This is a genomic window from Pseudoalteromonas galatheae, from assembly GCF_005886105.2.
GTDB classification, from domain to species: Bacteria; Pseudomonadota; Gammaproteobacteria; order Enterobacterales; family Alteromonadaceae; genus Pseudoalteromonas; species Pseudoalteromonas galatheae.
On record NZ_PNCO02000001.1, the window covers coordinates 3,454,460 to 3,477,033 of the forward strand.

Sequence of the window (22,574 nt, forward strand, 5' to 3'; positions counted from 1 at the left end):
GTTACTCTGCACTTGAGGCGCAGAACAGCTGATATAAACTCTCGAGTAGTACAGCGACTCGGCTATCTTTAACCTGATAATAAATCGTCGCCCCCTCACGCCTAGTCGCTACGATTTGTGCCTTTCTCATGCTGGCTAAATGTTGTGATAGGGCAGACTGCGCTAATGGCACCATTTCATTAAGCTGGCTAACACTGAGCTCTTGCTTTTGCAATGCACACAAAATCATCAAGCGATTTTTATTCGCCATAAGCTTTAACAAGGCTTCTGCCTGTTCGGCATTTTGCGCCATTTGCTGCAGTTCCATGTTGACTCCCAAAAAATAAATGTACTTAAAGTATAGACACAAACATTAGCAATGTCTAATATTAGAAATATCTAATATTAAAGGTGACACTCATTATGACCTTACATCCTCTACTTAGATTAATCGCTGGTGTTATGTTTGCCATTTCTTTACTGCTCACACATTTTGTCAACCCACATTGGGTTTGGTTTAGTGTGTTTATTTGTGTCAATTTAGTGCAGTCTGCTTTTACTAACTGGTGCCCTATGATCGTTATATTGAAGAAACTTGGCATTCAGGAAAGGTGAGTCATAATAAAACCGATAACCCAATAAGGAGCTATATATGCTGATATCTGCCCAAGATGTATTAAAGACAGTAAAGCCTAATCAACGCTGCATTGACGCGGTACAAGCAAAATCGGAGATTGCACAAAACAATGGTCTGGTTATCGACGTGAGAGAGCCGGCTGAACATAGTCAAAAGGCAGCCAACGGCGCGGTAAATATCCCAAGAGGATTGCTAGAATTTAAGCTTCCTGAGCTGGAAAAAGACGCAGACAGGCCAATTTATTTACACTGTGCTGCCGGTAGCCGTGCTATTTTTGCCGCAGAGCAACTAACACGTATCGGTTACACCAATGTCAGCGTAATTACCTGCAAAGCCGAAGTGGTGTGTGACACCTTATAAAAAAGGAGTGCTGTGCAGCACTCCTTGCACTTTTCTTATGCGCGGTTTGGAATAATTTTTATTTCTACTCGGCGGTTTTGTGCCTTACCTTGCTCAGTATCGTTGCTCGCGATTGGCTGAGACTCACCCATACCCTCTGCGTATAAACGCGCAGGAAGTACCTGCTGCGATAACAGGTATTGCTTTACGCTATTGGCACGTTGTTCAGATAAAGTCTGATTGAAGCTTGCTGAACCAGTAGAGTCCGTATGCCCAACAATCGTTAAAAAGGTTTTATCGTATTGCTGCATCACGCGTGCGATGCCTTGAAGTGTATTGTAAAAACTAGGACTGATGGCTGACTTACCTGTTGCGAAGGTGATGTTTGATGGTAACACTAAGCGCATTTGATCGCCTTCGCGTACAACCTCAACACCCGTTCCTGCGAGCTCTTGATTAAAAGCGGCTTCCTGCTTGTCCATATAGTTACCAATTGCGGCACCTGCAATTGCACCAACCGCAGCACCAATAGCAAGACGTTTATCTTTGTGGTTACCTGTCGCTTTACCTAACACCGCACCGGTTGCAGCACCAATCGCCGCACCTTTACCTGTGTTATTCATTTCACATCCAGACAAAGCAACCACAACAGCTGCACCAATTAACATATTTCTTGCAATCATCTTCCCACCTGAGTTCGTTTCAACTTGATTGTCTATATTGTTGCAATAAACAATTAACTCTGGCTGAAGCCTTACTGGTTTTTTAAGGATGAACAGGCACTAAGTCACTTATGTGATCTGAGACTGGTGGAAGTTTATATTTTGCAACCACAGCATCAAGTTGTTTTTTTTCAGCTAATTCTCTCATAGTTAAGCGAACTTTTTCTGCAAGCTGAGTACCGCTGAAGTCTTTACTCATCGCCATATGACCATAAATTGGCTGGGCGTGATGGTAGGAGACCTTTTTTAACTTTTCAATAGGCTGACCAAGCACTTCCATCGCTATCTCTGCGGTGTCTTCCACTGCGATAACTAGATCCACGCGTCCTTTAAGCAATAGGTCAAACGCCACTTGCTCACTAAAAACAGGGACCTTATTAAGTTGGCGATCTTCATCAAAACGAGGATAAAAAACGCCCCCGCGCATCACTGCAATTCGCTTGGTATAAAGATCCGTATATTGTTCCACCTGAATATCGCTGTCTTGCTTAGCATAGAATACAAAAGACGACGTCAGAGCCATATAGGCAGGCTCCACAAAATCGATTAATTTTTCTCGTTGAGGTGTACGGATCAAGCCACCCATGACGTCTACCTCGCCTTGCGCTAGCATCCGTATGCAGCGTGAAAAAGGACAGGGAACGGCGTTTATTTGATAATTAACACCAGCCTGAGCCTGTACCGTTGCTAATATATCTAAGATTAAGCCTTGCACTTCACCATTGTCTTCAATAATGCTATATGGTGGCGCGTGATCTACCGCAACATTTATTTGCTGAGCAAAACTAGAGAAACATGCAAACAAAAAAAGTAAACACGGCGATAAACAAGTCATTCGCATAATACTTATCCAACTGTGGTGCACCAGCACCAAAAGTCATAAATATGTCATATAAAATTGTAAAGATATGGGGTTAACAATATCACAAGGTACACTATGTTTCTGAAAATATTTTATCAGTTTTTGTTATTAGGATGTACGAGCTTTGGGGGACCCGCGGCCCACCTTGGGTTCTTTAAAAAACACTTTGTCGATAACTTAAAATGGCTGAGTAACGAGCGCTACGCCAGTATGATCAGTCTGTCACAAATACTACCAGGACCTGGCTCTAGCCAAGTTGGATTCGCGATTGGTTTAGAAAAAGCAGGTATTTTAGGAGGGATCGCCGCCTTCTTAGGATTTACACTGCCGTCATTTTTGCTCATGATCATGCTGGCATTAACGGCTGAGCAGCTCTCAGGCACTGCGTTGAATGTCATTGATGGGTTGAAGTTGTTTGCTGTAGTTATCGTTGCCGATGCGGTACTGAGCATGGCGAAAAGCTTTTGTAAAACCACGGCACTCAAATTCGTCGCATTTTTCGCCACATTCACACTGTTGATGCTACCTAACTTGAGCGCACAATTGGGTGTGCTTATGGTGCTTGTCGTTGCTGGTTACTTTTACTCATTCAGCAATGCGCCAAGTAAACCGAGTCAATCAAAAAGCCAAATCAACTGGTTTGTATTTGCGCTATTTATTGGCCTCTTTGCGTTAACCTTTGCCGCGCTACCAAATCAACTATTTGCCGAGTTTTATCAAGCAGGTGCTTTGGTTTTTGGTGGCGGTCACGTCGTGCTTCCGCTACTACAAACCAGTGTTGAGGGAGTCGCGCAAGAAACCTTCTTAACAGCTTATGCTGCCGCGCAAGCCATTCCTGGTCCGATGTTTACCATCGCAAGCTTTTTAGGCGCCGTTGTCGACAATACGCATCCCATTTTGGGCGCGGCGATTGCAACGCTCGCTATTTTCTTGCCGGGCCTACTGTTAATGTGGGCGTTTAACCAGCAGTGGCAATCACTTATTTCGTTGCCAAGGTTTGCAAGCATTAGCGCGACCTTAAATGCCGGTGTTGTGGGGATTCTAGCCGCTGCGTTTTATCAACCAATTTGGCTTTCTGCGGTGCATAGTTTGCTCGATATCACCGCGGTGATATTAGGCTTTATAGCACTAAAATGGCTAAAGCCCGCAATATGGCAGTTGCTTATTGCCTTTATGGTGTTTGGGGTTATCGCTGGAAGTGTGTAGGCCACACTTGAGTGGCCTTGATGATTATTCTGAAGTTGCATCAGGTTTGCTACCGGCGCGCACTTTCACGCGGTGTGCGCCAAAGTAATCACTCACGCTTTGGTATGGACGTAGCCCAAATGCAGGCATTACACTTAGCATATAGTCCAAAATATCGGCTTGTAAGTGCTCGTAAAACACCCAGCGTTTATCGCGACTAAAACAGTAAAACTCTAGAGGCAAGCCATGTTGCGTGGGCGCAAGTTCCCTTACCATGCATAAACAATCTTGATTGATGGCATCATGCTGCTTCAAGTAGGCCTCTGCATAGCGTCTAAATAAGCCTAAATTGGTGATATCGCTCGGTACATCGTCAAGCTTTTCCAGTAGTGGATATTGCTCGGTGAGTGACGCTCGCTTTTGCTCAGCCAACGGCTCAATGCTAGTAAAATCAATATGGATGGCGCGTTTGATGCGACGTCCTGCTGACTCTTGCATGGCACGCCAGTTTTTAAATGAATCAGAGATCAACATATAGGTTGGTATGGTGGTGACGGTGTTATCCCAGTTACGTACCCTAACGGTATTTAAACCAAGATCAATCACCTCGCCGTCGGCACCAAATGCGTCAACTTGGATCCAGTCGCCAGTGGTTACCAGTCGATTGGCTGCTATTTGAATACTCGCAACCAATCCCAAAATTGTATCTTTAAATACCAAAATAATGACTGCCGCGATAGCACCAAAACCGGAAAGAATATAAGTTGGTGATTTATCCACCAAGATACTCACCACCAATATAGAGCAAACTATAAATATCAGTAGCTTAATTACTTGAATAATCCCTTGGATCGGCACTTCTTTGGCGAACGGAAAGAGGTTATAAACGCCATTACCTAAATTGACTAAACTGCTAAATAAAAACCCTGACGCCACCACCAACATGACATACACCAGTGTCTCCATCACTACAAATACCCAAGCAGGTGCGACGAAGAGGCGCTCATGGTAGGCGGAAAAGACCAGTAAACACAATACAAAGGCAAAGCGACCGCTAAATTTACTTAACTGAGGGGCAAGGTGACCAATTTTACGCGGTGAAATATGGCGCGCGAGGTTTTCTACATTGGGTAGCACTAAACGGCGGATCACCCAATATAAAAACAATAGCCCAACAACCGCGACACCGTTGGTGAATAACGCACTGATCACAGTGCCTTGCGGTAACTCTTTTAACCACGGTTGAACGACATCATGAAGGTGATCAAACTTCATAGCTGTTTTAGCTCCTCATTGAGCGCATCACTTGGCTCAGTCGAATTCAATCGATGCGCTTCGAGTTGGCAATCTTTGCGTTGCCAGACTTCATTCATAAAAGACTGAAACTCTACACGATAAGCTTTATCAGCTTGATAGTTACCAAGAGGCACTTTTTCCATCGCAATGTAGTCTATTTTTACATCAATTGCATCCAAGCGTCCAAGCGTAAATGCACGGCAAATATGCTCACCCTCTAACTCATAAGCCAAAGTCGCATTGAGCATGCCGTCAAGTTGCTCTGATAGCACTTCTAGAGCGAACGCTACACCACCCGCCTTTGGTTTGAGCAGGTACTTGAACGGGCTATTTTGATGCGCATGTTTAGCTTTAGTATGACGAGTACCTTCCACAAAATTAATTACCGTTGTGGGGTGATCTCGAAAGTTGCGACAACTGGCTTTGGTACGTTCTACATCCATCCCTTTAAGCTTAGGGTTTTTGGCGATCTGCGCTTTACTCGCACGTTTCATAAATGGCATGCCCATTGCCCATGCACCGGTGCCAATGAAAGGCACGTATTTTAATTCATCTTTTAAGAAAAATTTAGGTGCAGGTAGTACCTCCATGGCACTAAGCACAACGATATCAAGCCAGCTAAGATGATTGGAAATTAACAAATACCACCCTTGAGCGTGTAATTCTTTTGGCAAGCTCACTTGTATTTTGTCGCACGCGATGCGCAAACCTAGATAGTTGCCTTTACACCACATACCGTAAAAGAAGTGCAGTGCTGTAGAGATAAACTTAACTGGCACAAGCAATTTTATGATGCCAAACAATAGCACCAATAAACCACATACAAAGGTATTCACCAGCAGCCACACACTGGCCGATAGCCCGAGAAACCACTTAGGTAGTATTTGTTTTAACATCACCACATCCTTCTACTACTTTTTATCGGCAAGCTCCACAAGTTGTGCGTCTTTGGCTTGCCACAAGGCGTTTAATTCGGATTGGAAACGCACTCTAAATTCGGGATCATTCATGTAGTCGCCGACCAAGTTTGCACTGACCGGCATTACTTCCACCTGAACATCTACTGACTTCACTTTACCAGCGATAAAGTCTGCGAAAGTTGGTACACCATCGGGATAATGGATGGTGACATTCACCACTTTGCTGATTTGCTCACCCATGGCTTGCATCACAAATGCGATGCCTCCCGCTTTTGGTTTAAGCAGATGCGTAAATGGGCTTTTTTGCTTACTATGCTTGGATTCGGTGTAACGCGTACCCTCAACGAAGTTTACAATACTCACTGGCATTGTTTTAAACTTTTCGCATGCTTTTCGCGTCGTTTCTATGTCTTTACCACGCAATTTAGGGTTTTTCTTTAATTGCGACTTGCTGGTTCGCGTCATAAAAGGAAAGTCGAGCGCCCACCAAGCAAGACCTAGCACAGGTACGTAAAGCAGCTCTTTTTTCAAAAAGAAATTCAAAAACGGGATTTTGCCATGAAGCACTCGCTGCAACACTAAAATATCCACCCAACTTTGGTGATTGGCGATAACCAAGTACCAGTCTTTACGTTTTAGCTCATCCAATCCGCTAACATTAAGCATATACGGCGCAATGAGGTTTTGGCTCACTGAATTACACGCGACCCATTTACTTGCGCACGCCTTAGCAATATAGCTCATGGCTTTTTGCAATGGTGGGATGGGCAGTAGCTTAATCAAGCCACAAATAAAGATCGGTATAAACCAAAATATAGTGTTAACGGCGTACAGCAAGATGCTGATCACTTTACGAATAAACGACATTCATTCCCTCATCGTGTTTTACGGCAGAGCTGTATCATACCTTGAAAATCACACACAATTAAGCCGACCAGTTGGTCGGCTATAATTTATTCCATTTCACTATCTAAAAATCAATCTTCGAAGTAAGTATAACCTTCAAGTCCAGCGTTTAACTCTTGTAAATACTGAGCTTTAATTGACTCCGGCAACGACAAGGCCGCAACCTGTTGTGCATAATTCTCAGATAGCACCGCTTTGTCATAATGAACAAAGCGCAGTACATCTTCAACACTGTCGCCCTTGATTGCATTGGTGAGTTTATAACCCTCATCACAAAGCTCAACGTGTACTGAGTCTGTGTCACCAAATAAGTTATGGAGATCACCCAATATTTCTTGATAGGCCCCTACCAAGAACATTGCAACGTGATATTGCTCTCCCGGCACATACTCAGGAATGGGTAGACTTGACTCAATACCTGCGCCCTCTACATAACTGTTGATTTGACCGTCCGAATCACAAGTAATGTCCTGAATAATCGCTCTTTGCGTCAACGGCTGATTGAGCTTGTCGATAGGCATCACCGGAAATAGCTGGTCAATACCCCAAATATCCGGCAGTGATTGGAACAACGAGAAGTTTACAAACAGTTTATCAGCTAGCTTTTCATTGAGGTCGTCTAGTACTTCTCGGTGTGCTCTCGCATTCTCATTTAAGCACTCACGCACTTTATGAAGTGTCGTGAAGTAAAGCTGTTCAAGTTGCGCCCACTCTTGCATGCTAATCAAACCATGTACGTATTGGTCGTGTGCGTCGCTGAACAAGTGCATAGCGTCGTGGTAGGTTTCTAAGGCCATGCGAGGAGTCAGTTGTGACAACGAATGCCATAACTCTTGTAATACCAGTGGACTGGTATCTTGTGGTTGCACCGGTTCGACTTGATTTGGTGCTTTTTCTACGTCGATCACATCCGTGATCAGCATCGCGTGATGGGCAGTTAATGCTCGGCCAGATTCAGTAATAATATCCGGATGCGGAATGTTATTGAGCTCCGCAATATCATGAAAAGCATGCACCACATTTTTCGCGTATTCCGCCACCGTATAATTCATTGAACATGAACTACGAGAACCTGAGCCTTCATAATCCACTCCGAGGCCACCGCCAACATCAACGATACGCAGCGGAACTCCTAGTTGATATAGCTCAGCATAGTGGCGCGCACACTCTTTAAGCGCACGTTGAATATCGCGAATATTGGCAACTTGCGAGCCGATATGGAAGTGTACCAACTGCATTAAGTGCAAACGATTATGCGACTTAAGTAACTCAACCGCTTGCAGAACTTGACTGGCAGTAAGACCAAACTTACCTTTTTCACCACCGGTATTCTGCCACTTGCCTTTACCAACAGAATTAAGACGAATACGAATACCAATCGACGGTTCAATGCCTAAATCGTCGATTTCTTGTAATAAAGTATCCAGTTCAGAGAGCTTTTCAACGACTATATTTACTTGGTGACCCATCGCTTGACCGATGCAAGCTAAGCGCAAGAACTCACTGTCTTTGTAGCCGTTACAGACAATGGTAATAGGTTGATGTGCCACACCCAAAATTGCCATCAGCTCAGGCTTAGAACCGGCTTCAAGACCAACAAGACCGCTTGGGTGAGCCAATAACTTACTGACAACCGAGCGCTGCTGATTCACTTTTATTGGATAAACACAGGTGTACTGGCCTTGGTAATCACGTTGAGTTCGTGCAGCAGTAAAGGCTTGAGTCAAGGTATCGACACGATGTTTTAAAATATCGGTAAAACGTACCAAAACTGGCAAAGTTAGCCCCTGCGCTTTAAATTGCTCAGTTAACTCTGGAAGAAGAATTGGTGGCTTAGTGCGATCACCATCAGGAAACGCCACTAACTGGCCCTGTTCATTGATATCAAAATAGCCGTCACTCCAGTGGGTAACGTTATAGATAGAACGTGCTGTTTGCAGACCCCAAGTCATTGCTGCTCTCAATTAATTCTTTATAAAGCTTCATTCTAATACGCGAGGCAAGTCAATGCGACCTAAAGTTGCGTTTTCATTAGCTTACAAACCTTATAAATAGCCCATGCTTGATTAGGGCTAATATGAGGCAAAGTACAAAATGTTGACTAAAATTGATTGAGCAAAGACGCAAGCACTGGCAAAATTGCCTCAATTTTTATCAAGTGTGAACACAATCATGGCAAACTTAGAAGCAAACCGTTGGTTTACAGAAATTAGCGACCGCGATGGCAGCGCTTTTTCACTTAGAGTCAACAAAAAATTAGACGAAATCCAATCACCATTTCAAAAAGTAGAAATGTTTGAAACAACGGATTTTGGTAACCTGATGATCATTGACGGTTGCACTATGGTGAGCACGCGTGAAAACTTTTTCTATCACGAAATGATGAGTCACCCGGCGCTATTTTCGCACCCTGCACCTAAAAATGTTGTGATCATTGGCGGCGGCGACTGTGGCACATTGCGTGAAGTATTAAAGCATCCTGGCGTTGAAAAAGTAACTCAGATTGATATCGACGAAGTTGTGACGCAAATGTCTTTGAAATACTTCCCTGAGCTTTGTGAGTCTAATAACGATCCTCGCGCAACTGTAATGTTTGATGATGGCATCAAATTTATGCGTGAAGCCGAAGCAGAGTCTATCGACGTTATCATCGTTGATGGCACCGATCCTGTTGGCCCAGGTGAAGGTTTATTCAATCACGCATTCTACAAGAGCTGTTTAGCAGCGCTTCGTACTGGTGGTATCATGATCCAGCAAAGTGAATCACCACTGATGCACATGCCGTTGCTACTAGAAATGCGCGATGCAATGTTGGAAGTGGGCTTTGTTGACCTGCAAACCCTGCCTTTCCCACAGCCAATCTACCCAAGCGGCCTGTGGTCAGCAACAATGGCACGTAAAGATCAAAAGTTTGCCGGATTCCGCGAGCAAGACGTTGATAACGCAACATTTGATACTGAGTACTACAACACAGGTATTCATAAGGGTGCATTAGCAACACCTAACTTTATGAAGCGTGCTTTCGAAAAGTAGGCCGAATCAGAACATAAACTCAATTGTTAAAGTGTAGTGACTCATATATGACTCTACAGCCTTGATGATTGGGTTAATACTTCACCTGGCCTGAAGTTATGAGCGAACAACAGATGTTCGCTCTAGCTCGTTTTTGGACAAAACGTTTTAGGTCGGCGGCTATATTCGACTAGTTTCGCATAAAAATTTCTATGGGCTAACGCCGCAAATAAACGGCGGAAAATAGCAGGCTAAACTAAGCGAAGAATGAGCGCAAGCCTGCTGTTTTGCGTCCACTGTTTAATTAATTTGTTATACCCCGTTACGGTAAATCATTTCTTTTTGAATAGCAGCAATCACCATCTAGAAGCCTAAAAACATCATCTTCAAGCTCAACATAGAGCTTCTCAGATAGTTTAGCCTTGTCAGTAATAGTGGGAGTAGCCTTATTTTTTGGTAAGTAGATTGGTCTCATTGAATTTACAGAGCTTACATGTCTAGACTGTATATGCTGTAAAGTTTGAGCATTAAGAAGATGAAGTTGAACGTTAGAGTCAAGTGCATATTCTAAATCAGAGTAACCAACTTCAACGCTTACCATACAACGTTCTAAATCATATAACCAAGGTAAGAGAATATAATCAACTTGGTTTGATTCAAGCAAGCTCTCAATATACTTGCGACCATCCTTAGTAAGAGTAATTGAATGATCCCACTCTTTACGCTCAAAATAACTTGAGATCTTATGGGCAGGTAATTTGCCTAGGGATACTGGTATATTCCCCGACTTTGTGATGCCCTTACCCACAGATGCGTTAAAACTGTTAGAAAAGTTAGGGCTAAGTTCCTCACGTGCTGACTCATTATTGAAAACTGTCACGCCTTTGTAGAGGTAGCAGAATTGATTATTGTGCGATTCAGGTGTTAACACACCAATTCTTTTAGAAGTTAATTTTTCATTTTGTGTACTTGCACATCCCGATAAAATAACAATTAGAGAAACTAATATAGTGCGTAACATCTAAACTCCTTTAGGGGTATAACGCCCGCATAAATTGCGGATAACAGTTGACTAGAATAAGCGAAGAATGAGCGCCAGCCAACCGTTAGACGTCCATTTTTATGCGATTGTTATACGCACTATTGCATAGACAGTCTGACTTTATCGTTTAGCGCTACAAATTGCTGAACTAGTTTGTCACAAACATCTTTTGTTGCTCCACATTTTGCTGTCATATTAATATGGATAGAGCCATCTTTTTCGACAATTTCTCGTTTTACAATCGATGGATAAGCTGGATGAGATTCAGGTGTAAATGAATAAATTGATTTTTCTTGTTCATTATCAACATTGATAATTGTCCAGCCATTTTGAGTTCGAAAAACAGCAGAAGGATTACTTTTTAGAGACTCTAATACCTGCAAAGCATTTGGTGATTTTGGGGATGACTTTTTATTGCCTTGGTATCCAAGCTCATCATTATTAGTATTAGAAGCGCAACCAACTAAAAACGCGATAAAAATTATAGATGTTAAATTTTTCACCGAAACTCCCTTTGTGTATAACGCTTGCCGTAAACGGCACAAAATAGCAGGCTAAAATTGGCGACGAAGGAGCACAAGCCTGCTGTTTTGTGTCCTTTGTTTGACGGTCTTGTTAGGAGCCGTAAGTTTCAAGTAATTTAATTAAGTGTGGTTTTGTATACTTTTCAATTGGGCATGTACCATCTGAATCTCCCGAATGCTGATATTCACCTGCATCAAATGCATCATAAATATCAATGGCAGGACTTGGAATAAAATTACCACTGAAATTCATAAAGATATCATCCGTCATGAAACCAAAAATATAATTCATCGCACCATCAGCCAACTCAAACTCAATTTCACTTTTCATATAAAGTTTTGCAATATTAAGTGAAAATAAATTGACTAAGTCAATCAAACCTCCCTCTTCGCTAAGACAAGCAAAGTCTTCAAATGAAATAGTATATTCATCTGCTTGTTTAATTAGCTCAAGAGTTTCCAATTTCTTAAAGGCTCCTAACGCTTGCCGTAAACGGCACAAAATAGCAGGCTAAAATTGGCGACAAAGGAGCACAAGCCTGCTGTTTTGTGTCCTTTGGTTTAGGCACTTGTTGTCTAATTAGCACATATAGCTAATTAGACAACTATCAGCTTTTGCAAGCTCAGCTAAAAACTCTTTTAAATGAATAAAGTTCTGGGTGATATACTTTCTATCTTCCTCTATGTCTTCAAAGCCTGGGTAAATTTCAGCTTCATCAACCAGATTAAGAAAATTCTCTAACAATTGATTTTCAGATATTTTCGATAATTCGGACGAAATTTCTTTAGTTTGTTCAGTCGAGAAATATCTAGCTGGGCCATAACCAACATCTTCATCAGAAATAGGTATTCCCCCTAAAAATACAGAACCGCCCAGAGAAGTAGCTTCCCAAACACTTTTATTTAGTAAGAAATGAATTGCATGCCACGCTTTATCGACGTCACACGCTTTGCCACTGTCGTCTTCATATAAATACGATACTAGCTTTGACGGCTCTGCCAATATCTCGTTAAGCCGTTCTTCACTCACGCTTTTTAATGACGCTATCATTGACATATTGTGAACTCCTTGATTAAGAAAACATAACGCTTGCCGTGAACGGCACAAAATAGCAGGCTAAAATTGGCGACAAAGGAGCGCAAGCCTGCTGTTTTGCGTCCCTTGGTTTAGGCCCTTGTTAGGCTTAAAGTTCTACTTAACCTCGAATTTCTGTGCGGAAGTCCAAAGCCCATACTTCATTGGGCTTTTATCTTCACCGACCGTTAAAATTTCATTTTTATAAGTGATATTTCCTGAGTATCTGTCACCTAATCCAATGTGACCTATTGAATGTAAGAGCACTCTTTCTCTTTTAGTAAAACCTTGAGAGTAACCATCTAAGGCATTGTCTGCTCGCAAAGATAAAAGCATCAAAGTTTTGAAGACACCTGAACCACTCCCATGATCTATACATAGAATTATATTTACTCCGGAAGGCGAAGTTCCTATGTACTGATAAAAAAAAGAACCTTCACCTTTTTCTCTGGTGTAACCGACTAATTCTTTTCCATCCACTTTCCGGTGCTCTATATCAACAAAAAACCTATTACTTTTATTTGCTGATACTAAGTCAATTGAGGACGTTGTTGCTGAGGAGTCACTAATCCAACCTAGAAGCTCTTCAATAACCCTAGGGTTTATGTATTCCTCTCTAACAAAAGAGAAATTTAAATGCTTCCAGTACTGGCCAATATTATCGCTCGTATCACCAACCTTATAAATAATTTGCTTAGGTGGCTCCATATTTTTATTAACGTAAGCCGTTCCGAGAATGCCTACTATGGTTCCTACAATTAGACAGATGCCACCAATGAGTGAACTTTGATTACCATCTTTTTCATACCATTACTGAGTCAAGATTAAACCTTATGTTTAAAGAAGCCTAACGAGCCTGTAGAATAACTCGTTTCAAATTTGTTTTTGTAATCAACAAACGATAACTGAGTTCCTATTTTGATTCAATCGTTTAGTTGGGTGTGAGTTGTTATTTTAGGGCGTTTTTTTAAGCTGGTTTGTTGTGGTTTGAGAGGCGTTTCGGAGCTGTTAGGTCAGGTTGTTCTTAGCTTACGACACCCTTTCTCGTAACTTTTCGATATTGTGAACAAGGCAGTATAGCTGCCATTGAGCATTGACTTTTACTTGGCCGCGTAATGTGAGCTTATTCGTCCCTTTATTCACCGTGATGTTGCCGAATAGTGGTTCGATACATCCAAGTCGTTCGCTGTATTGTCGTCGTCCTATTGGGCTGTCTATTTTTACTTTCATTTTGTCGATGTAACTGATTTTTTTGCGAGACTCATCACTCTTAAACTGTACTTGCCGGCCTGTTTTTATCGGTGGCTTTCGCATGCACTGCTGTTGTAGTGGGCATACTTTGCAATCTTTTAAGTAACCACAGAATCGCGTGTATTCTTGGTTGTAGCTTTTTACATTGATACCGCTTCGCCACATCTCGTTCCCTGCGGGGCAGTGGCAGGTTTGTGTTGCTTCATCATAATGGAAGTCGTCTGAGGTAAATAAGCGTGGCTTGCCTTTACTGCGTTTTAATCGGCGCTTTTCTTGCTCTGTTTCGTAGGTTTCGCTCTCTTTAAACAGTGGGTTGCGTTTTCTAAATTGGTTATCAGCTATGTAAGTATCAAAGCCACTTTGCGCCATGAATTCAAGGTTCGCTTCACTATTAAATCCACTGTCTGCGGTAAATTTAATGGCCTGTTTGTGAGAGAATTTATCACTGTTCAGTTTTTCAAGTTGTCGTTTTAATTGCTCAACGGCTGGCTGCAGTGTTTGTTGCTCGCCCACCGAGCCCCATGCCTGTGCTTGTAGTATAATTTGATGTTTCTCATCGTTTATCGCTATCCCGTTATAGCCTTGAATTGTGCCTTTTGACGTGGTCATTTTCGCGCTGTCTGGGTCGGTAATATTACTTTTAACCGGCTTACCTTTACTGCCTGTTTTCTCTTCGTGAGTAGCTAAGAACTCGGTGATTTTATCTGCACTTTTATCTAGCTTTTCTTTTTACTTTAAGTCTTGAGTGACCAGCTCTTCACTTAAGCCATCTTGCGCTTGATGGCGCTCAATTATGCGTTTGCTTGCGCGTTCTAATTTGGCTTTTTTACGGCCTAGCTCATCGAATGTACCGCTCCACTCTTTACTTGCGTTGGACTTCAATTTGCACCCATCAATGGCAAACATGTTGCGTCCTATCAAGCCTTCTTCATCACATATCATCAGCACTTGCGTAAATAGCGGTTCAATCTGTTCGTGCATTTTAGCCACAAAACCCGCTATTGATGTGTAATGCGGCTGAATATCACCCGACACACTCATAAATAAAATGTTTGTTTCACACGCTTTAGCAATTCGCCGACTACTGATTAAACCATGTGCATAGCCCAGTAAAATAACCTTTAACATCACCGCGGGCGGATACGCCGCAGCGCCTGTTTTGTCGTTGTTATACCAAGCGTCAAAGCCCAACAAGTCAAGCTTATTTTCGACAATATAACAAAGCGCATATTCAAAGGTTCCCGGCAAAATTTGCTCAGCGAAATTGATTGGAATAAATTTATTTTGGCGGGATAAGTCTGGCTTATAGTTGGCCATAACAGATTACCGTGGGTGAATAATAGCTATTAGATCACAGTAACCAACTCGATTCAAGGTTAAGAAATAGTCAATCCAAAACCAACAATCCAGTACCTGGAAAGAGTAATTCTACAGCCTCAACGCCGCGTTAAGTAGTGAGCAACGCCACCACGAAACCTAACCATACCACCGTAAACACAAAACCCAACGGTAGAATGAAAAATGCCAAGCGTTGGGAATCTGTCTTAAACGCTTTGTTATGCCTTTAGTGTGCGGTATAGCCTTTTGTATTCCGATATCACATGAGGCATATTTATTGGAGATGTAAAGGTCCCACCATGACCAATTGCATTGCGTTCTTTATAATAATCTGCAACGATATTGAAGTCGGATTGCCCTTTAGGCGTCAATAAAGCCAACCGATTTTTGAAGTTCATTTCTGCACTCGCATTTGAGGGCAAAATATCCCACGCAGCTTTGTTTTTCCATGAAATAGTCGAAGCTTTCTTTTTAACTATTTTTTTTGCTGACTCTTGGCGAACTCTGTCTTCTAAACGAGTAAACATAAACAAAAAATATGCTTGGTCATTTAGCTCACGTTTTCTAGCATATTTTTGCGCTTTTTTATTCCAACCTTTTGAAATTGCATCAAATTCGATAAAGGAGTAATCATTGTCGATTTCGAAATATTGTTTTTCAAGTTCATCAAAAATAGTCATAGTTTAGTAGCTAACTCCAAAAGAAGCTCTGGTGTAAAATTTTCACCTTGTCTTCTTTGTGTCGGTGAAAACAATTTCCATTTAGATTCCTTGTCTCCAAACTCTGAAAAGTCAACTAGAATGTATGCACCTTTTTTAGTCATTATGTCTAATCGACCATTTCCACCAATTATCCATAAACCCACTGGTTTGATTGACATTAGAAGTTTAGTTTTTCTATAAATATTCAGCTTTGGAATTGACGTAGAAGGTACATTGAACTTAACCATTAACTCTTCGTTCATCGACACACTGTCATTACTCTCTACAGAAAAATCATCTTCTGAAGCCAATCTACTTTCAACCGAATGGTAAAGTTTAGCAACCCTTTCTTTCCAGTCACTGACTCTCAACTCAATATGTTTTTGATCTATTTCAGCCATGTATACACTCCGTTTTAAACGCTATTCTAGCACCTTTGTATTGAGAGTGAACTCTGCTAGAGACATAACGCCGTGTTAAGGCGTGGAATAACGTTTGCACACTTGAGCGAAGCGAAATCGGCACACGTTATGGAATCGCTCTTAAACGCTTGTTATGTACGTAGTTCGATATCTTGCGTTGAAAACAAAGGTTTTACTTGCTTGGCTTCATCTTGATAACGATTTCGTGTATCCCACAAGTCCACAGCATGTTGAATGTTAAGCCAAAACTCAGGTGTATTCCCAAATGCAGCCGCTAACTTGATTGCAAGTGGAGCAGTCAGAGTACCACCATTAATTAAGTTACTGATGGTGTTCCTATGTACACCCATAGCTTCAGCTAATGTTTTTGATGTAATCTCCATTGGCTCCAAGAATTCAACTTTGAGCATTTCTCCTACACCAACTGGACGACGTTTAGTTATGCGCATTATCCTGACCTCAGTATTTATGAGGGTCTAAATAGGTGTCTTCTGCTACACCGTCAACCCACTTAAAAATCAAACGATACTGTTTATTCACCCGTATCGAACACCAACCTTTCAGATTACCTTCAAGATGTTCAAACCGATTACCCGGTGGAACTCTTAGATCTGATTCAGCTTTTGCTGCATCTAGGATTTCAAGCTTCCGATACAGCGCATTCTATATAATTTTAGGAATCAAGCAATGACGCTTATCTTCCTCATAAAATGCTTCAAGCCAATCATCTTTAAAATTTACTGACATATCCTCGCACTGTCTTACTGTGCATCAATAGTGAAATACTATCGCACAAAAGAGATGTGCACAAGTTGTGCAGGACAAGAAAGTACATAACGCCGCAATTAAACAGCAAAAATTAGTTGGTTAAAATTTGTGAGGCACTAACAAAGCCAACTGATTTTTGTCAGTACTTATTAATGTGCTTTGTTAGGTGCACTATTGCATACAGATAACTTGGTCTGATTGATAAGAGCCATTAGCTTGCTTAAAGTACATTTCGAACTCATGTCCGCAGACATTGTTACCAATAAACCGCTTACAGTAAAACAGGTCTCCATCTTGATTTTTATACCAAGAATCGATATCAGCTTTATATTTCGAGCTTAAAACTTTGGGAATGCTGCTTGTTTTCTCCCAGTGATTTAAGTCGAAAGTACACCCATTTATCGGTTTAGCCGAACAACCTGATAGAAGCATCAATATTATAATCACACGCCACATTCTAAATGAGCACCTAACGCCGCAAATAAACGGCAAAAATTAGTTGGCTAAACTTGTGAGGAACGAACAAAGCCAACTGGTTTTTGTCCACCCTTTTTGATTTGCCTTGTTATATGCCTATGGCCCCCAATAATCGAACTTAAAAACCACACCCTTGGGAATAACAAATCTAATGGAAGATCCACAGTGAATAATATGCTCACCATGTAACTCCCCCAAAAAATGAAACAGTTTATAAGTAGAATTTTCCATTAACTAAAATAGGAAAATTTACGATGAGAAAAAGCAAGTTCACCGAAACCCAAATTGTCAGCATGATCAAAGAAGCTGAGTCAGGTATTCCTGTACCAGAAATCTGCCGTAAACATGGCATCGGCCAAAGTACATTTTACAAATGGCGCTCAAAATATGGCGGTATGGAAGCGTCTGATATTAAACGCCTCAAAGAGCTTGAAGAAGAAAACCGTAAGCTAAAAGATATGTTTGCAACGCTTAGCCTAAAGCACTCGATGCTTGAGGATATCATCGCAAAAAAGCTGTAAAAACAAGTAGGCGCAGAGCTTGGGTAGAGCATTTAAGAGCTCAATTTAACGTCAGCGTCGCATTTGCTTGTGAAGTGGCAGGGCTAAGCCGCTCAGTTTTTTATTACAAACATAAACGGCCGTTAGATGATGAAGTTATCGACGCATTACTTGCGCTGGTAGAGCGCCATCCTAGGTGGGGGCTGCCTAAGCTATTCAAAAGGCTTCGCAATAAAGGTAAGCCGTGGAATAAAAAGCGTGTTGAACGCGTTTACAACATGCTAAAACTAAACTTGAGACGTAAGGGGAAGCGCCGTGTTCCAACAAGAACACCTGAACCATTAAGTGCACCGACACAACATAATGAATCGTGGTCAATGGACTTTATGAGTGACGCATTAAGCTATGGACATCGCTTTAGAACACTGAATGTGCTGGATGATTTCAACCGACAAGCACTGGCGATTGAGGTCGATACAAGCTTAACTTCTGAACGCGTTATTAGAACGCTACAACAAATTATTGCTTGGCGAGGAAAACCAAAGCAGATTAGAGCGGACAATGGCCCAGAATTTACTTCAACGGCACTCGAAGATTGGGCAATGAAAAATGACATCAAGTTGGAATTTATAGAGCCTGGCAGTCCTTACCAAAATGGTTTTGTTGAAAGGTTTAATCGGAGTTACCGTGAAGAAGTGCTAGATTTATACTTGTTTGAGTCACTTCAAGAAGTACGTGAAATCACTGATGAGTGGTTAGATATTTACAATTATGAGCGACCACATGATTCACTTGGCGATATGACACCAATTGGTTACCTTGAGGCTGCATAAAATTCTATGAAATAGCTGTACTAAATTGGGTGGAGTTACAACCAGACTCTATTTCTGATACTTCACCGAGAGGTAACTCCCAAGCTTTACCATCTAATAGTAACGGCCCACAATTTCCACCATTATTATCAATTACACCAAAGTATGTGTTACCGTCTTGCGATGGTTCTACTTCACCTCTAAGGTATCCATCACCCTTGCATGCAATAAGAGCAAAAATTAGTGAAACTATGAATAAATACTTCATGATTTCCTTGGCATATAACGCCGCGCGCACCGGCGCACAAGGCGTAGTTTGTTTTGTGTTAGAATAGAGCGCAGCGGAATGACACAAAACAAACGTAGCTTTTTGCGTCCTGTTGCCGCGCTTTGTTATACGCAACCTCTTATTTTATTAGTATGTTTTAGATGAGTTGCCAGCGCAAAGTCCCATGGAATAACTACCTTGTGCATATATGCAGCCATCAAATTTAAAGCCCTTATTGTTTTTAAACGCTCGATAACTCTCGGTGACAGCTTGTCTTCTTTCAAAAGGAATATCGCCACCTATACATGCTAGTTGCAACACTAATCGAGGATTGTGTGATTTTTTTGATATCAGTCGTGCTTGTTTCCAAGGGCTGTCTTCCCGAGTAAGTTTTCTCGACTCTAAGAACGATGTTGTATCAAGGTCTCCGGCCTCAGAGCACATAGCGAGCTCTTTAACTATTTCAGATTCACCGTAGAATGTTAAATCTGGGTTAGCCTTCTTACCTAGAAGGTAATATTTATATGCTAAGCTAGGCTTCTTATCTAATTTAAAATCATCATCCACACTATAATAGTGTGTGTCGATTAACCACTTAACAGCTTTAGCACTTCCATTTTCTGCTGCGAAATATACTTTATCGTTTTTGCCGATAGCATACTTATTAGCCAGTACAAAAACCGCATCCATGTCACCTTTTGATGCTTCTTCTTTAAGGACTGGAATTATGTCATTTCTTTTTTTGTGGAATAGTAACGCAAGTCCATATAGAGCTCTTTTATCATTTTTTTCTGCAGCTCTTAGAAGAAGTTCTTCACCCAGACTATAGCCTAAAGAATTTTTTAGTTTTTCAGCTGACTTATAAATATCATCTCCAGCACTGATAAAATCAAGCATGGAAACTCTTTCCTTATATACCTTCTCTAGGCATGAGGTTGTTTTACATTTATTTCTTGTGTTTTTAAGCCAATCACGTTGCCCTTGCTTAAGCGAGGTTGAAGAAAGCTTATTTGCAGCTTTATAGGCGCTGCTTAAATCTCGGTCGAGCCTAGAGATATTGTCTTCTGAACAGATCATCTTCTCTACGTGAGTTCGGGCTTTCCCGCAATCAAAGCTTGCAGAATTCACATTGAGACTGACCGCAACTAGAGAGATTGCACTTAGGTAACGAAGACTACATATTCCTTTCATGGGAAATCCTAAAATTTATTTTCATGGCATGATCTACCAAACTGCATAACAACGCCGCAAATAAACGGCAAAAATTAGTTGGCTAAAATTTGTGAGGCACGAACAAAGCCAACTGGTTTTTGTCCGCACTTTTAATTTGCTTTGTTATATGTACAGTAGCTCTAGTTCCGCATCATTGGGCCCAAATATCTCTAGCTAAATAGTGACTCCATTTTTGTCACTGCACTCGATATAAAAATCGTCACCGTAAACTTCAACGATTGTTCCTTCGTCTCCAACTTGAGGAGCCCTAGAACCAAAGCTTTGGTCCGAATGTTTAAATTCTGTATATAGAGATTTAATTTTTACAACGGAATATTGCTTCACTCAGCTTCCAAGTACATATAACAATTTATATCGACCCAATGGGTCATTATTCTCATTGTACCAGCTTTATCACAATAACTAACTTGTTGCTACAGATATATTTTTAATCATTCTAGAAACTATGAAAAGGATAAAAACGACCCAGTGAGTCGTTTTCTTGACTATAGGAGAAACACAACAATGCTGTATATAAATACAGATCATTTAGGACTAGCTCAATGAGAACTCGTTCACCATTTCTAAACCACATCGCCGAGTTTATGCTGACTAAGCAATATTCGCTCAGAACCGTTGATACATATCTTAAGTGGATTTCTTCCTATATTCATTTTCATGATAAGCGTCACCCAGCTTCAATGGGCGATAACGAGGTTGTCGAATATCTCGACTACCTTGTACTTAAACGTAATGTGTCGCCTAAAACACAAGCGACAGCGTTTAATGCATTATCTTTTCTGTATAAGCAAATAATTAAACAGGATTTGTGTCCTAATCTTGTAAATCGCTGACATCCACCACTAATTTGCAATGGAAGTGCTTTCATACTTTTTTACTTCATCTCCTCAGCTGTGGTGTTAATAGCGATAGGTATCACTTGATTTTCTTGTTTTCATCACTACAACACAAGTATTCATAAGGGGGCATTAGCGACACCTAACTTTATGAAGCGTGCTTTCGAAAAGTAACGCACTGCCGAGGAGCATATTTTGCTCCTCAGTAATTTTATTTCCTTGCTCCGCAAAGCTATATTTATCTTCTAATTTAAAAAGGAGATTTAATATGCAGATAGGACTAAGAACATTCATATTTTCGTTTGCCTTGATCACGCCAGCCGCTCACAGCAAACCTCAAGTGGAAAGCCCAGCGCCAACCAAAGAAGAGCTCATATTCAATTCAGGCCATATAACTTCAGTGGATCAGATGAGCCCTAATCACGCCAAAATCACATATAAATTAGCAAAGCAACTCATCGCCAATCCAAACATTTCTAAAACTGAGGAACTGATTAGGCTCTCTGAAAAAGTCTCATTGACTGAGAAAAAGATAGCAGAAGAATTCATCAAGATATGTCAAGACCTCATCGACTATGACATTTCCGACACGCGCGCTGCAGTTTATGCGTTTTTCTCCAAATTCGAGCGCTTAGAAGCGTTTAAAAGTCGTATGTACATCGAAGCCCTGCGAGATGAGAGCGCAGCCGTTCTTAACATGGTAGAAAGCTCCCACCACAAAGAGTTTGTTATATTAACTCCCGAAATAATCTTAGATGATTCACCCACGTCATGGTTGCTTGACCATAAGAACCTTTGCCGCAGTAAAATTATAACGATGAAACAAAACCTAACAACGCATTGATAAAGGGCTTAATTGCCCTTTATTTTTTCCAAAAACAACTGCTTTTGTTCAGGGGTTGCTTGCTGCCACCAATAGTCCAACATGCCAACCACATCTGGATGTGCTGATTTTGGCGCTGCAGGTGCTGGCGTAGTGGCTCGTGTGGTAGTGCTTGGCGTTGAATAACGAGATGCGGTGGATGTTGAAGGCTCACTTGCTATCGCTGTCGCTACTCTTGGTCTTTCTTGTGTCACCACCAATGTTGTCGCTAACGATTCGTTGGGTGCTTGCAACATAATCAACGGCTGATCTGCAAATGCCTTTGCCGCAACCACATTGTCAGGTCGGTTAAATTCAACCTGATACTCACCGTCTTGATCGATACTTATTTTTGCCCAAAATGGCTTCGACTCTATGGTTTCGTGGTCGTCATAGCCCACTTCATACAAATCGGTGTAACGCATTTTGACCGCATACTCTCCTTTTGCTAAGTCCAACTCTCGCACTTTGGAGAAGAATGAGTGCTCAATGGTTTTATCATCAACTTGCAAGGGAATAATTTCTTCAGGAAAACTTAGCAACGCAGCCTGTGAAAGCGGTGACAACAGTAAAACAGCGGTCGCAAGCGTATTTTTTAAGCGCATCT

The 22,574-nt window shown here is 41.4% G+C and carries 26 protein-coding genes and 1 pseudogene; 7 read left to right on the forward strand and 20 right to left on the reverse strand.

All coding sequences use genetic code 11. The annotated features are described in order from the left end of the window. Position 1: 1 nt before the first annotated feature. Positions 2-307, reverse strand: a complete 306-nt coding sequence (locus CWC29_RS15425; RefSeq protein WP_128725690.1) for an ArsR/SmtB family transcription factor — start codon at positions 305-307, stop codon at positions 2-4. A 95-nt stretch (positions 308-402) separates the two neighbouring features. Here CWC29_RS15425 and CWC29_RS15430 point away from each other — a divergent pair, with 95 nt between their 5' ends. Together CWC29_RS15430 and CWC29_RS15435 are read left to right on the forward strand one after the other, a co-directional pair. Beyond that, positions 403-594 (forward strand): YgaP family membrane protein, encoded by a 192-nt coding sequence (locus CWC29_RS15430; RefSeq protein WP_045987806.1) that lies wholly within the window; start codon positions 403-405, stop codon positions 592-594. Between the two features lie 37 nt (positions 595-631). Next, positions 632-976 (forward strand): rhodanese-like domain-containing protein, encoded by a 345-nt coding sequence (locus CWC29_RS15435; RefSeq protein WP_128725691.1) that lies wholly within the window; start codon positions 632-634, stop codon positions 974-976. Positions 977-1,011: 35 nt separating this feature from the next. Here the strand turns inward: CWC29_RS15435 and CWC29_RS15440 are convergent, their stop codons facing one another. Further along, a complete protein-coding gene (locus CWC29_RS15440) occupies positions 1,012-1,638 on the reverse strand; it encodes an OmpA family protein (protein WP_088532029.1) in 627 nt (208 codons plus the stop codon). An 82-nt stretch (positions 1,639-1,720) separates the two neighbouring features. Further along, positions 1,721-2,512 carry a substrate-binding periplasmic protein gene (locus CWC29_RS15445; RefSeq protein ID WP_235956585.1) on the reverse strand — a complete coding sequence of 264 codons (792 nt, stop codon included), beginning with the start codon at positions 2,510-2,512 and terminating at the stop codon, positions 1,721-1,723. Positions 2,513-2,614: 102 nt separating this feature from the next. Here CWC29_RS15445 and chrA point away from each other — a divergent pair, with 102 nt between their 5' ends. Then, entirely contained in the window at positions 2,615-3,745 is a 1,131-nt protein-coding gene (gene chrA, locus CWC29_RS15450; protein ID WP_138522828.1) for a chromate efflux transporter, read from the forward strand. A 24-nt stretch (positions 3,746-3,769) separates the two neighbouring features. On the opposite strand, the gene CWC29_RS15455 is transcribed toward chrA, so the two are convergent. From CWC29_RS15455 to speA, 4 genes are all read right to left on the reverse strand, one after another. Next, a complete protein-coding gene (locus CWC29_RS15455; RefSeq protein ID WP_128725694.1) occupies positions 3,770-4,999 on the reverse strand; it encodes a mechanosensitive ion channel family protein in 1,230 nt (409 codons plus the stop codon). Then, positions 4,996-5,916, reverse strand: coding sequence for an acetyltransferase (locus CWC29_RS15460; RefSeq protein WP_138522830.1), 921 nt, complete (start codon positions 5,914-5,916; stop codon positions 4,996-4,998). The genes CWC29_RS15455 and CWC29_RS15460 overlap by 4 nt, the downstream gene beginning before the upstream one ends. A gap of 15 nt (positions 5,917-5,931) precedes the next feature. Beyond that, a complete protein-coding gene (locus tag CWC29_RS15465; protein WP_138522832.1) occupies positions 5,932-6,807 on the reverse strand; it encodes an acyltransferase in 876 nt (291 codons plus the stop codon). 110 nt (positions 6,808-6,917) lie between these two features. Beyond that, positions 6,918-8,798: a biosynthetic arginine decarboxylase gene (speA, locus tag CWC29_RS15470; protein WP_017218363.1), complete on the reverse strand. Its 1,881-nt coding sequence runs from the start codon at positions 8,796-8,798 to the stop codon at positions 6,918-6,920. A gap of 220 nt (positions 8,799-9,018) precedes the next feature. On the opposite strand from speA, the gene speE reads away from it, so the two are divergent. Continuing rightward, positions 9,019-9,879, forward strand: coding sequence for a polyamine aminopropyltransferase (gene speE, locus CWC29_RS15475; RefSeq protein WP_138522834.1), 861 nt, complete (start codon positions 9,019-9,021; stop codon positions 9,877-9,879). A gap of 301 nt (positions 9,880-10,180) precedes the next feature. On the opposite strand, the gene CWC29_RS15480 is transcribed toward speE, so the two are convergent. The 10 genes and pseudogenes from CWC29_RS15480 to CWC29_RS15525 all read right to left on the reverse strand — a co-directional run bounded on the left by CWC29_RS15480 (position 10,181) and on the right by CWC29_RS15525 (position 16,868). Beyond that, complete coding sequence (locus CWC29_RS15480) at positions 10,181-10,879, reverse strand: hypothetical protein (protein ID WP_138522836.1); 699 nt, start codon at positions 10,877-10,879, stop codon at positions 10,181-10,183. A 119-nt stretch (positions 10,880-10,998) separates the two neighbouring features. Continuing rightward, entirely contained in the window at positions 10,999-11,403 is a 405-nt protein-coding gene (locus CWC29_RS15485; RefSeq protein ID WP_138522838.1) for a molecular chaperone DnaJ, read from the reverse strand. Between the two features lie 112 nt (positions 11,404-11,515). Continuing rightward, positions 11,516-11,887, reverse strand: a complete 372-nt coding sequence (locus CWC29_RS15490; RefSeq protein ID WP_138522840.1) for a hypothetical protein — start codon at positions 11,885-11,887, stop codon at positions 11,516-11,518. Positions 11,888-12,004: 117 nt separating this feature from the next. After that, positions 12,005-12,481 carry a YfbM family protein gene (locus tag CWC29_RS15495; RefSeq protein WP_138522842.1) on the reverse strand — a complete coding sequence of 159 codons (477 nt, stop codon included), beginning with the start codon at positions 12,479-12,481 and terminating at the stop codon, positions 12,005-12,007. Positions 12,482-12,616: 135 nt separating this feature from the next. Next, entirely contained in the window at positions 12,617-13,207 is a 591-nt protein-coding gene (locus CWC29_RS15500) for a hypothetical protein (protein WP_138522844.1), read from the reverse strand. A 321-nt stretch (positions 13,208-13,528) separates the two neighbouring features. Then, a pseudogene (locus tag CWC29_RS24235) lies at positions 13,529-15,067 on the reverse strand (transposase). Between the two features lie 239 nt (positions 15,068-15,306). Beyond that, on the reverse strand, positions 15,307-15,768 hold the full coding sequence (locus CWC29_RS15510; protein WP_138522846.1) for a hypothetical protein: 462 nt from the start codon (positions 15,766-15,768) through the stop codon (positions 15,307-15,309). Beyond that, a complete protein-coding gene (locus CWC29_RS15515; protein ID WP_138522848.1) occupies positions 15,765-16,190 on the reverse strand; it encodes a hypothetical protein in 426 nt (141 codons plus the stop codon). The genes CWC29_RS15510 and CWC29_RS15515 overlap by 4 nt, the downstream gene beginning before the upstream one ends. 152 nt (positions 16,191-16,342) lie before the next feature. After that, complete coding sequence (locus CWC29_RS15520; protein ID WP_138522850.1) at positions 16,343-16,660, reverse strand: HigA family addiction module antitoxin; 318 nt, start codon at positions 16,658-16,660, stop codon at positions 16,343-16,345. Positions 16,661-16,670: 10 nt separating this feature from the next. After that, positions 16,671-16,868 carry a type II toxin-antitoxin system RelE/ParE family toxin gene (locus CWC29_RS15525; RefSeq protein ID WP_235956670.1) on the reverse strand — a complete coding sequence of 66 codons (198 nt, stop codon included), beginning with the start codon at positions 16,866-16,868 and terminating at the stop codon, positions 16,671-16,673. An 842-nt stretch (positions 16,869-17,710) separates the two neighbouring features. Between CWC29_RS15525 and CWC29_RS15530 the strand changes: the two genes are divergently transcribed. Next, positions 17,711-18,789 (forward strand): IS3 family transposase gene (locus CWC29_RS15530; protein WP_138524894.1). Its coding sequence is split into 2 segments (ribosomal slippage): positions 17,711-17,963 and positions 17,963-18,789, totalling 1,080 coding nucleotides; the frame shifts between segments, so codons are not numbered across the junction. Between the two features lie 4 nt (positions 18,790-18,793). Here the strand turns inward: CWC29_RS15530 and CWC29_RS15535 are convergent. Further along, on the reverse strand, positions 18,794-19,036 hold the full coding sequence (locus tag CWC29_RS15535) for a hypothetical protein (RefSeq protein ID WP_138521485.1): 243 nt from the start codon (positions 19,034-19,036) through the stop codon (positions 18,794-18,796). A 147-nt stretch (positions 19,037-19,183) separates the two neighbouring features. Continuing rightward, the gene (locus tag CWC29_RS15540; protein ID WP_138521483.1) at positions 19,184-20,227 is read right to left on the reverse strand and encodes a lysozyme inhibitor LprI family protein; all 1,044 of its coding nucleotides are present in this window, start codon (positions 20,225-20,227) and stop codon (positions 19,184-19,186) included. Between the two features lie 584 nt (positions 20,228-20,811). Here CWC29_RS15540 and CWC29_RS15545 point away from each other — a divergent pair. Beyond that, positions 20,812-21,102, forward strand: a complete 291-nt coding sequence (locus tag CWC29_RS15545) for a phage integrase N-terminal SAM-like domain-containing protein (protein ID WP_128725702.1) — start codon at positions 20,812-20,814, stop codon at positions 21,100-21,102. 271 nt (positions 21,103-21,373) lie between these two features. Then, positions 21,374-21,949, forward strand: coding sequence for a hypothetical protein (locus tag CWC29_RS15550; protein WP_128725703.1), 576 nt, complete (start codon positions 21,374-21,376; stop codon positions 21,947-21,949). An 8-nt stretch (positions 21,950-21,957) separates the two neighbouring features. On the opposite strand, the gene CWC29_RS15555 is transcribed toward CWC29_RS15550, so the two are convergent. Further along, positions 21,958-22,572, reverse strand: coding sequence for a DUF2057 family protein (locus tag CWC29_RS15555; protein WP_128725704.1), 615 nt, complete (start codon positions 22,570-22,572; stop codon positions 21,958-21,960). Between the last annotated feature and the right edge of the window lie 2 nt (positions 22,573-22,574).

Coding starts and splice junctions, on each gene's coding strand:
- chrA (WP_138522828.1), top strand. CDS start 2,615: ATGTTTCTGAAAATATTTTATCAGTTTTTGTTATTAGGATGTACGAGC.
- CWC29_RS15430 (WP_045987806.1), top strand. CDS start 403: ATGACCTTACATCCTCTACTTAGATTAATCGCTGGTGTTATGTTTGCC.
- CWC29_RS15465 (WP_138522832.1), bottom strand. CDS start 6,807: ATGTCGTTTATTCGTAAAGTGATCAGCATCTTGCTGTACGCCGTTAAC.
- CWC29_RS15545 (WP_128725702.1), top strand. CDS start 20,812: ATGAGAACTCGTTCACCATTTCTAAACCACATCGCCGAGTTTATGCTG.
- CWC29_RS15535 (WP_138521485.1), bottom strand. CDS start 19,036: ATGAAGTATTTATTCATAGTTTCACTAATTTTTGCTCTTATTGCATGC.
- CWC29_RS15460 (WP_138522830.1), bottom strand. CDS start 5,916: ATGTTAAAACAAATACTACCTAAGTGGTTTCTCGGGCTATCGGCCAGT.
- CWC29_RS15480 (WP_138522836.1), bottom strand. CDS start 10,879: ATGTTACGCACTATATTAGTTTCTCTAATTGTTATTTTATCGGGATGT.
- CWC29_RS15435 (WP_128725691.1), top strand. CDS start 632: ATGCTGATATCTGCCCAAGATGTATTAAAGACAGTAAAGCCTAATCAA.
- CWC29_RS15500 (WP_138522844.1), bottom strand. CDS start 13,207: ATGGAGCCACCTAAGCAAATTATTTATAAGGTTGGTGATACGAGCGAT.
- speE (WP_138522834.1), top strand. CDS start 9,019: ATGGCAAACTTAGAAGCAAACCGTTGGTTTACAGAAATTAGCGACCGC.
- CWC29_RS15520 (WP_138522850.1), bottom strand. CDS start 16,660: ATGCGCATAACTAAACGTCGTCCAGTTGGTGTAGGAGAAATGCTCAAA.
- CWC29_RS15440 (WP_088532029.1), bottom strand. CDS start 1,638: ATGATTGCAAGAAATATGTTAATTGGTGCAGCTGTTGTGGTTGCTTTG.
- CWC29_RS15515 (WP_138522848.1), bottom strand. CDS start 16,190: ATGGCTGAAATAGATCAAAAACATATTGAGTTGAGAGTCAGTGACTGG.
- CWC29_RS15510 (WP_138522846.1), bottom strand. CDS start 15,768: ATGACTATTTTTGATGAACTTGAAAAACAATATTTCGAAATCGACAAT.
- CWC29_RS15455 (WP_128725694.1), bottom strand. CDS start 4,999: ATGAAGTTTGATCACCTTCATGATGTCGTTCAACCGTGGTTAAAAGAG.
- CWC29_RS15445 (WP_235956585.1), bottom strand. CDS start 2,512: ATGACTTGTTTATCGCCGTGTTTACTTTTTTTGTTTGCATGTTTCTCT.
- CWC29_RS15540 (WP_138521483.1), bottom strand. CDS start 20,227: ATGAAAGGAATATGTAGTCTTCGTTACCTAAGTGCAATCTCTCTAGTT.
- CWC29_RS15550 (WP_128725703.1), top strand. CDS start 21,374: ATGCAGATAGGACTAAGAACATTCATATTTTCGTTTGCCTTGATCACG.
- CWC29_RS15555 (WP_128725704.1), bottom strand. CDS start 22,572: ATGCGCTTAAAAAATACGCTTGCGACCGCTGTTTTACTGTTGTCACCG.
- CWC29_RS15425 (WP_128725690.1), bottom strand. CDS start 307: ATGGAACTGCAGCAAATGGCGCAAAATGCCGAACAGGCAGAAGCCTTG.
- CWC29_RS15495 (WP_138522842.1), bottom strand. CDS start 12,481: ATGTCAATGATAGCGTCATTAAAAAGCGTGAGTGAAGAACGGCTTAAC.
- speA (WP_017218363.1), bottom strand. CDS start 8,798: ATGACTTGGGGTCTGCAAACAGCACGTTCTATCTATAACGTTACCCAC.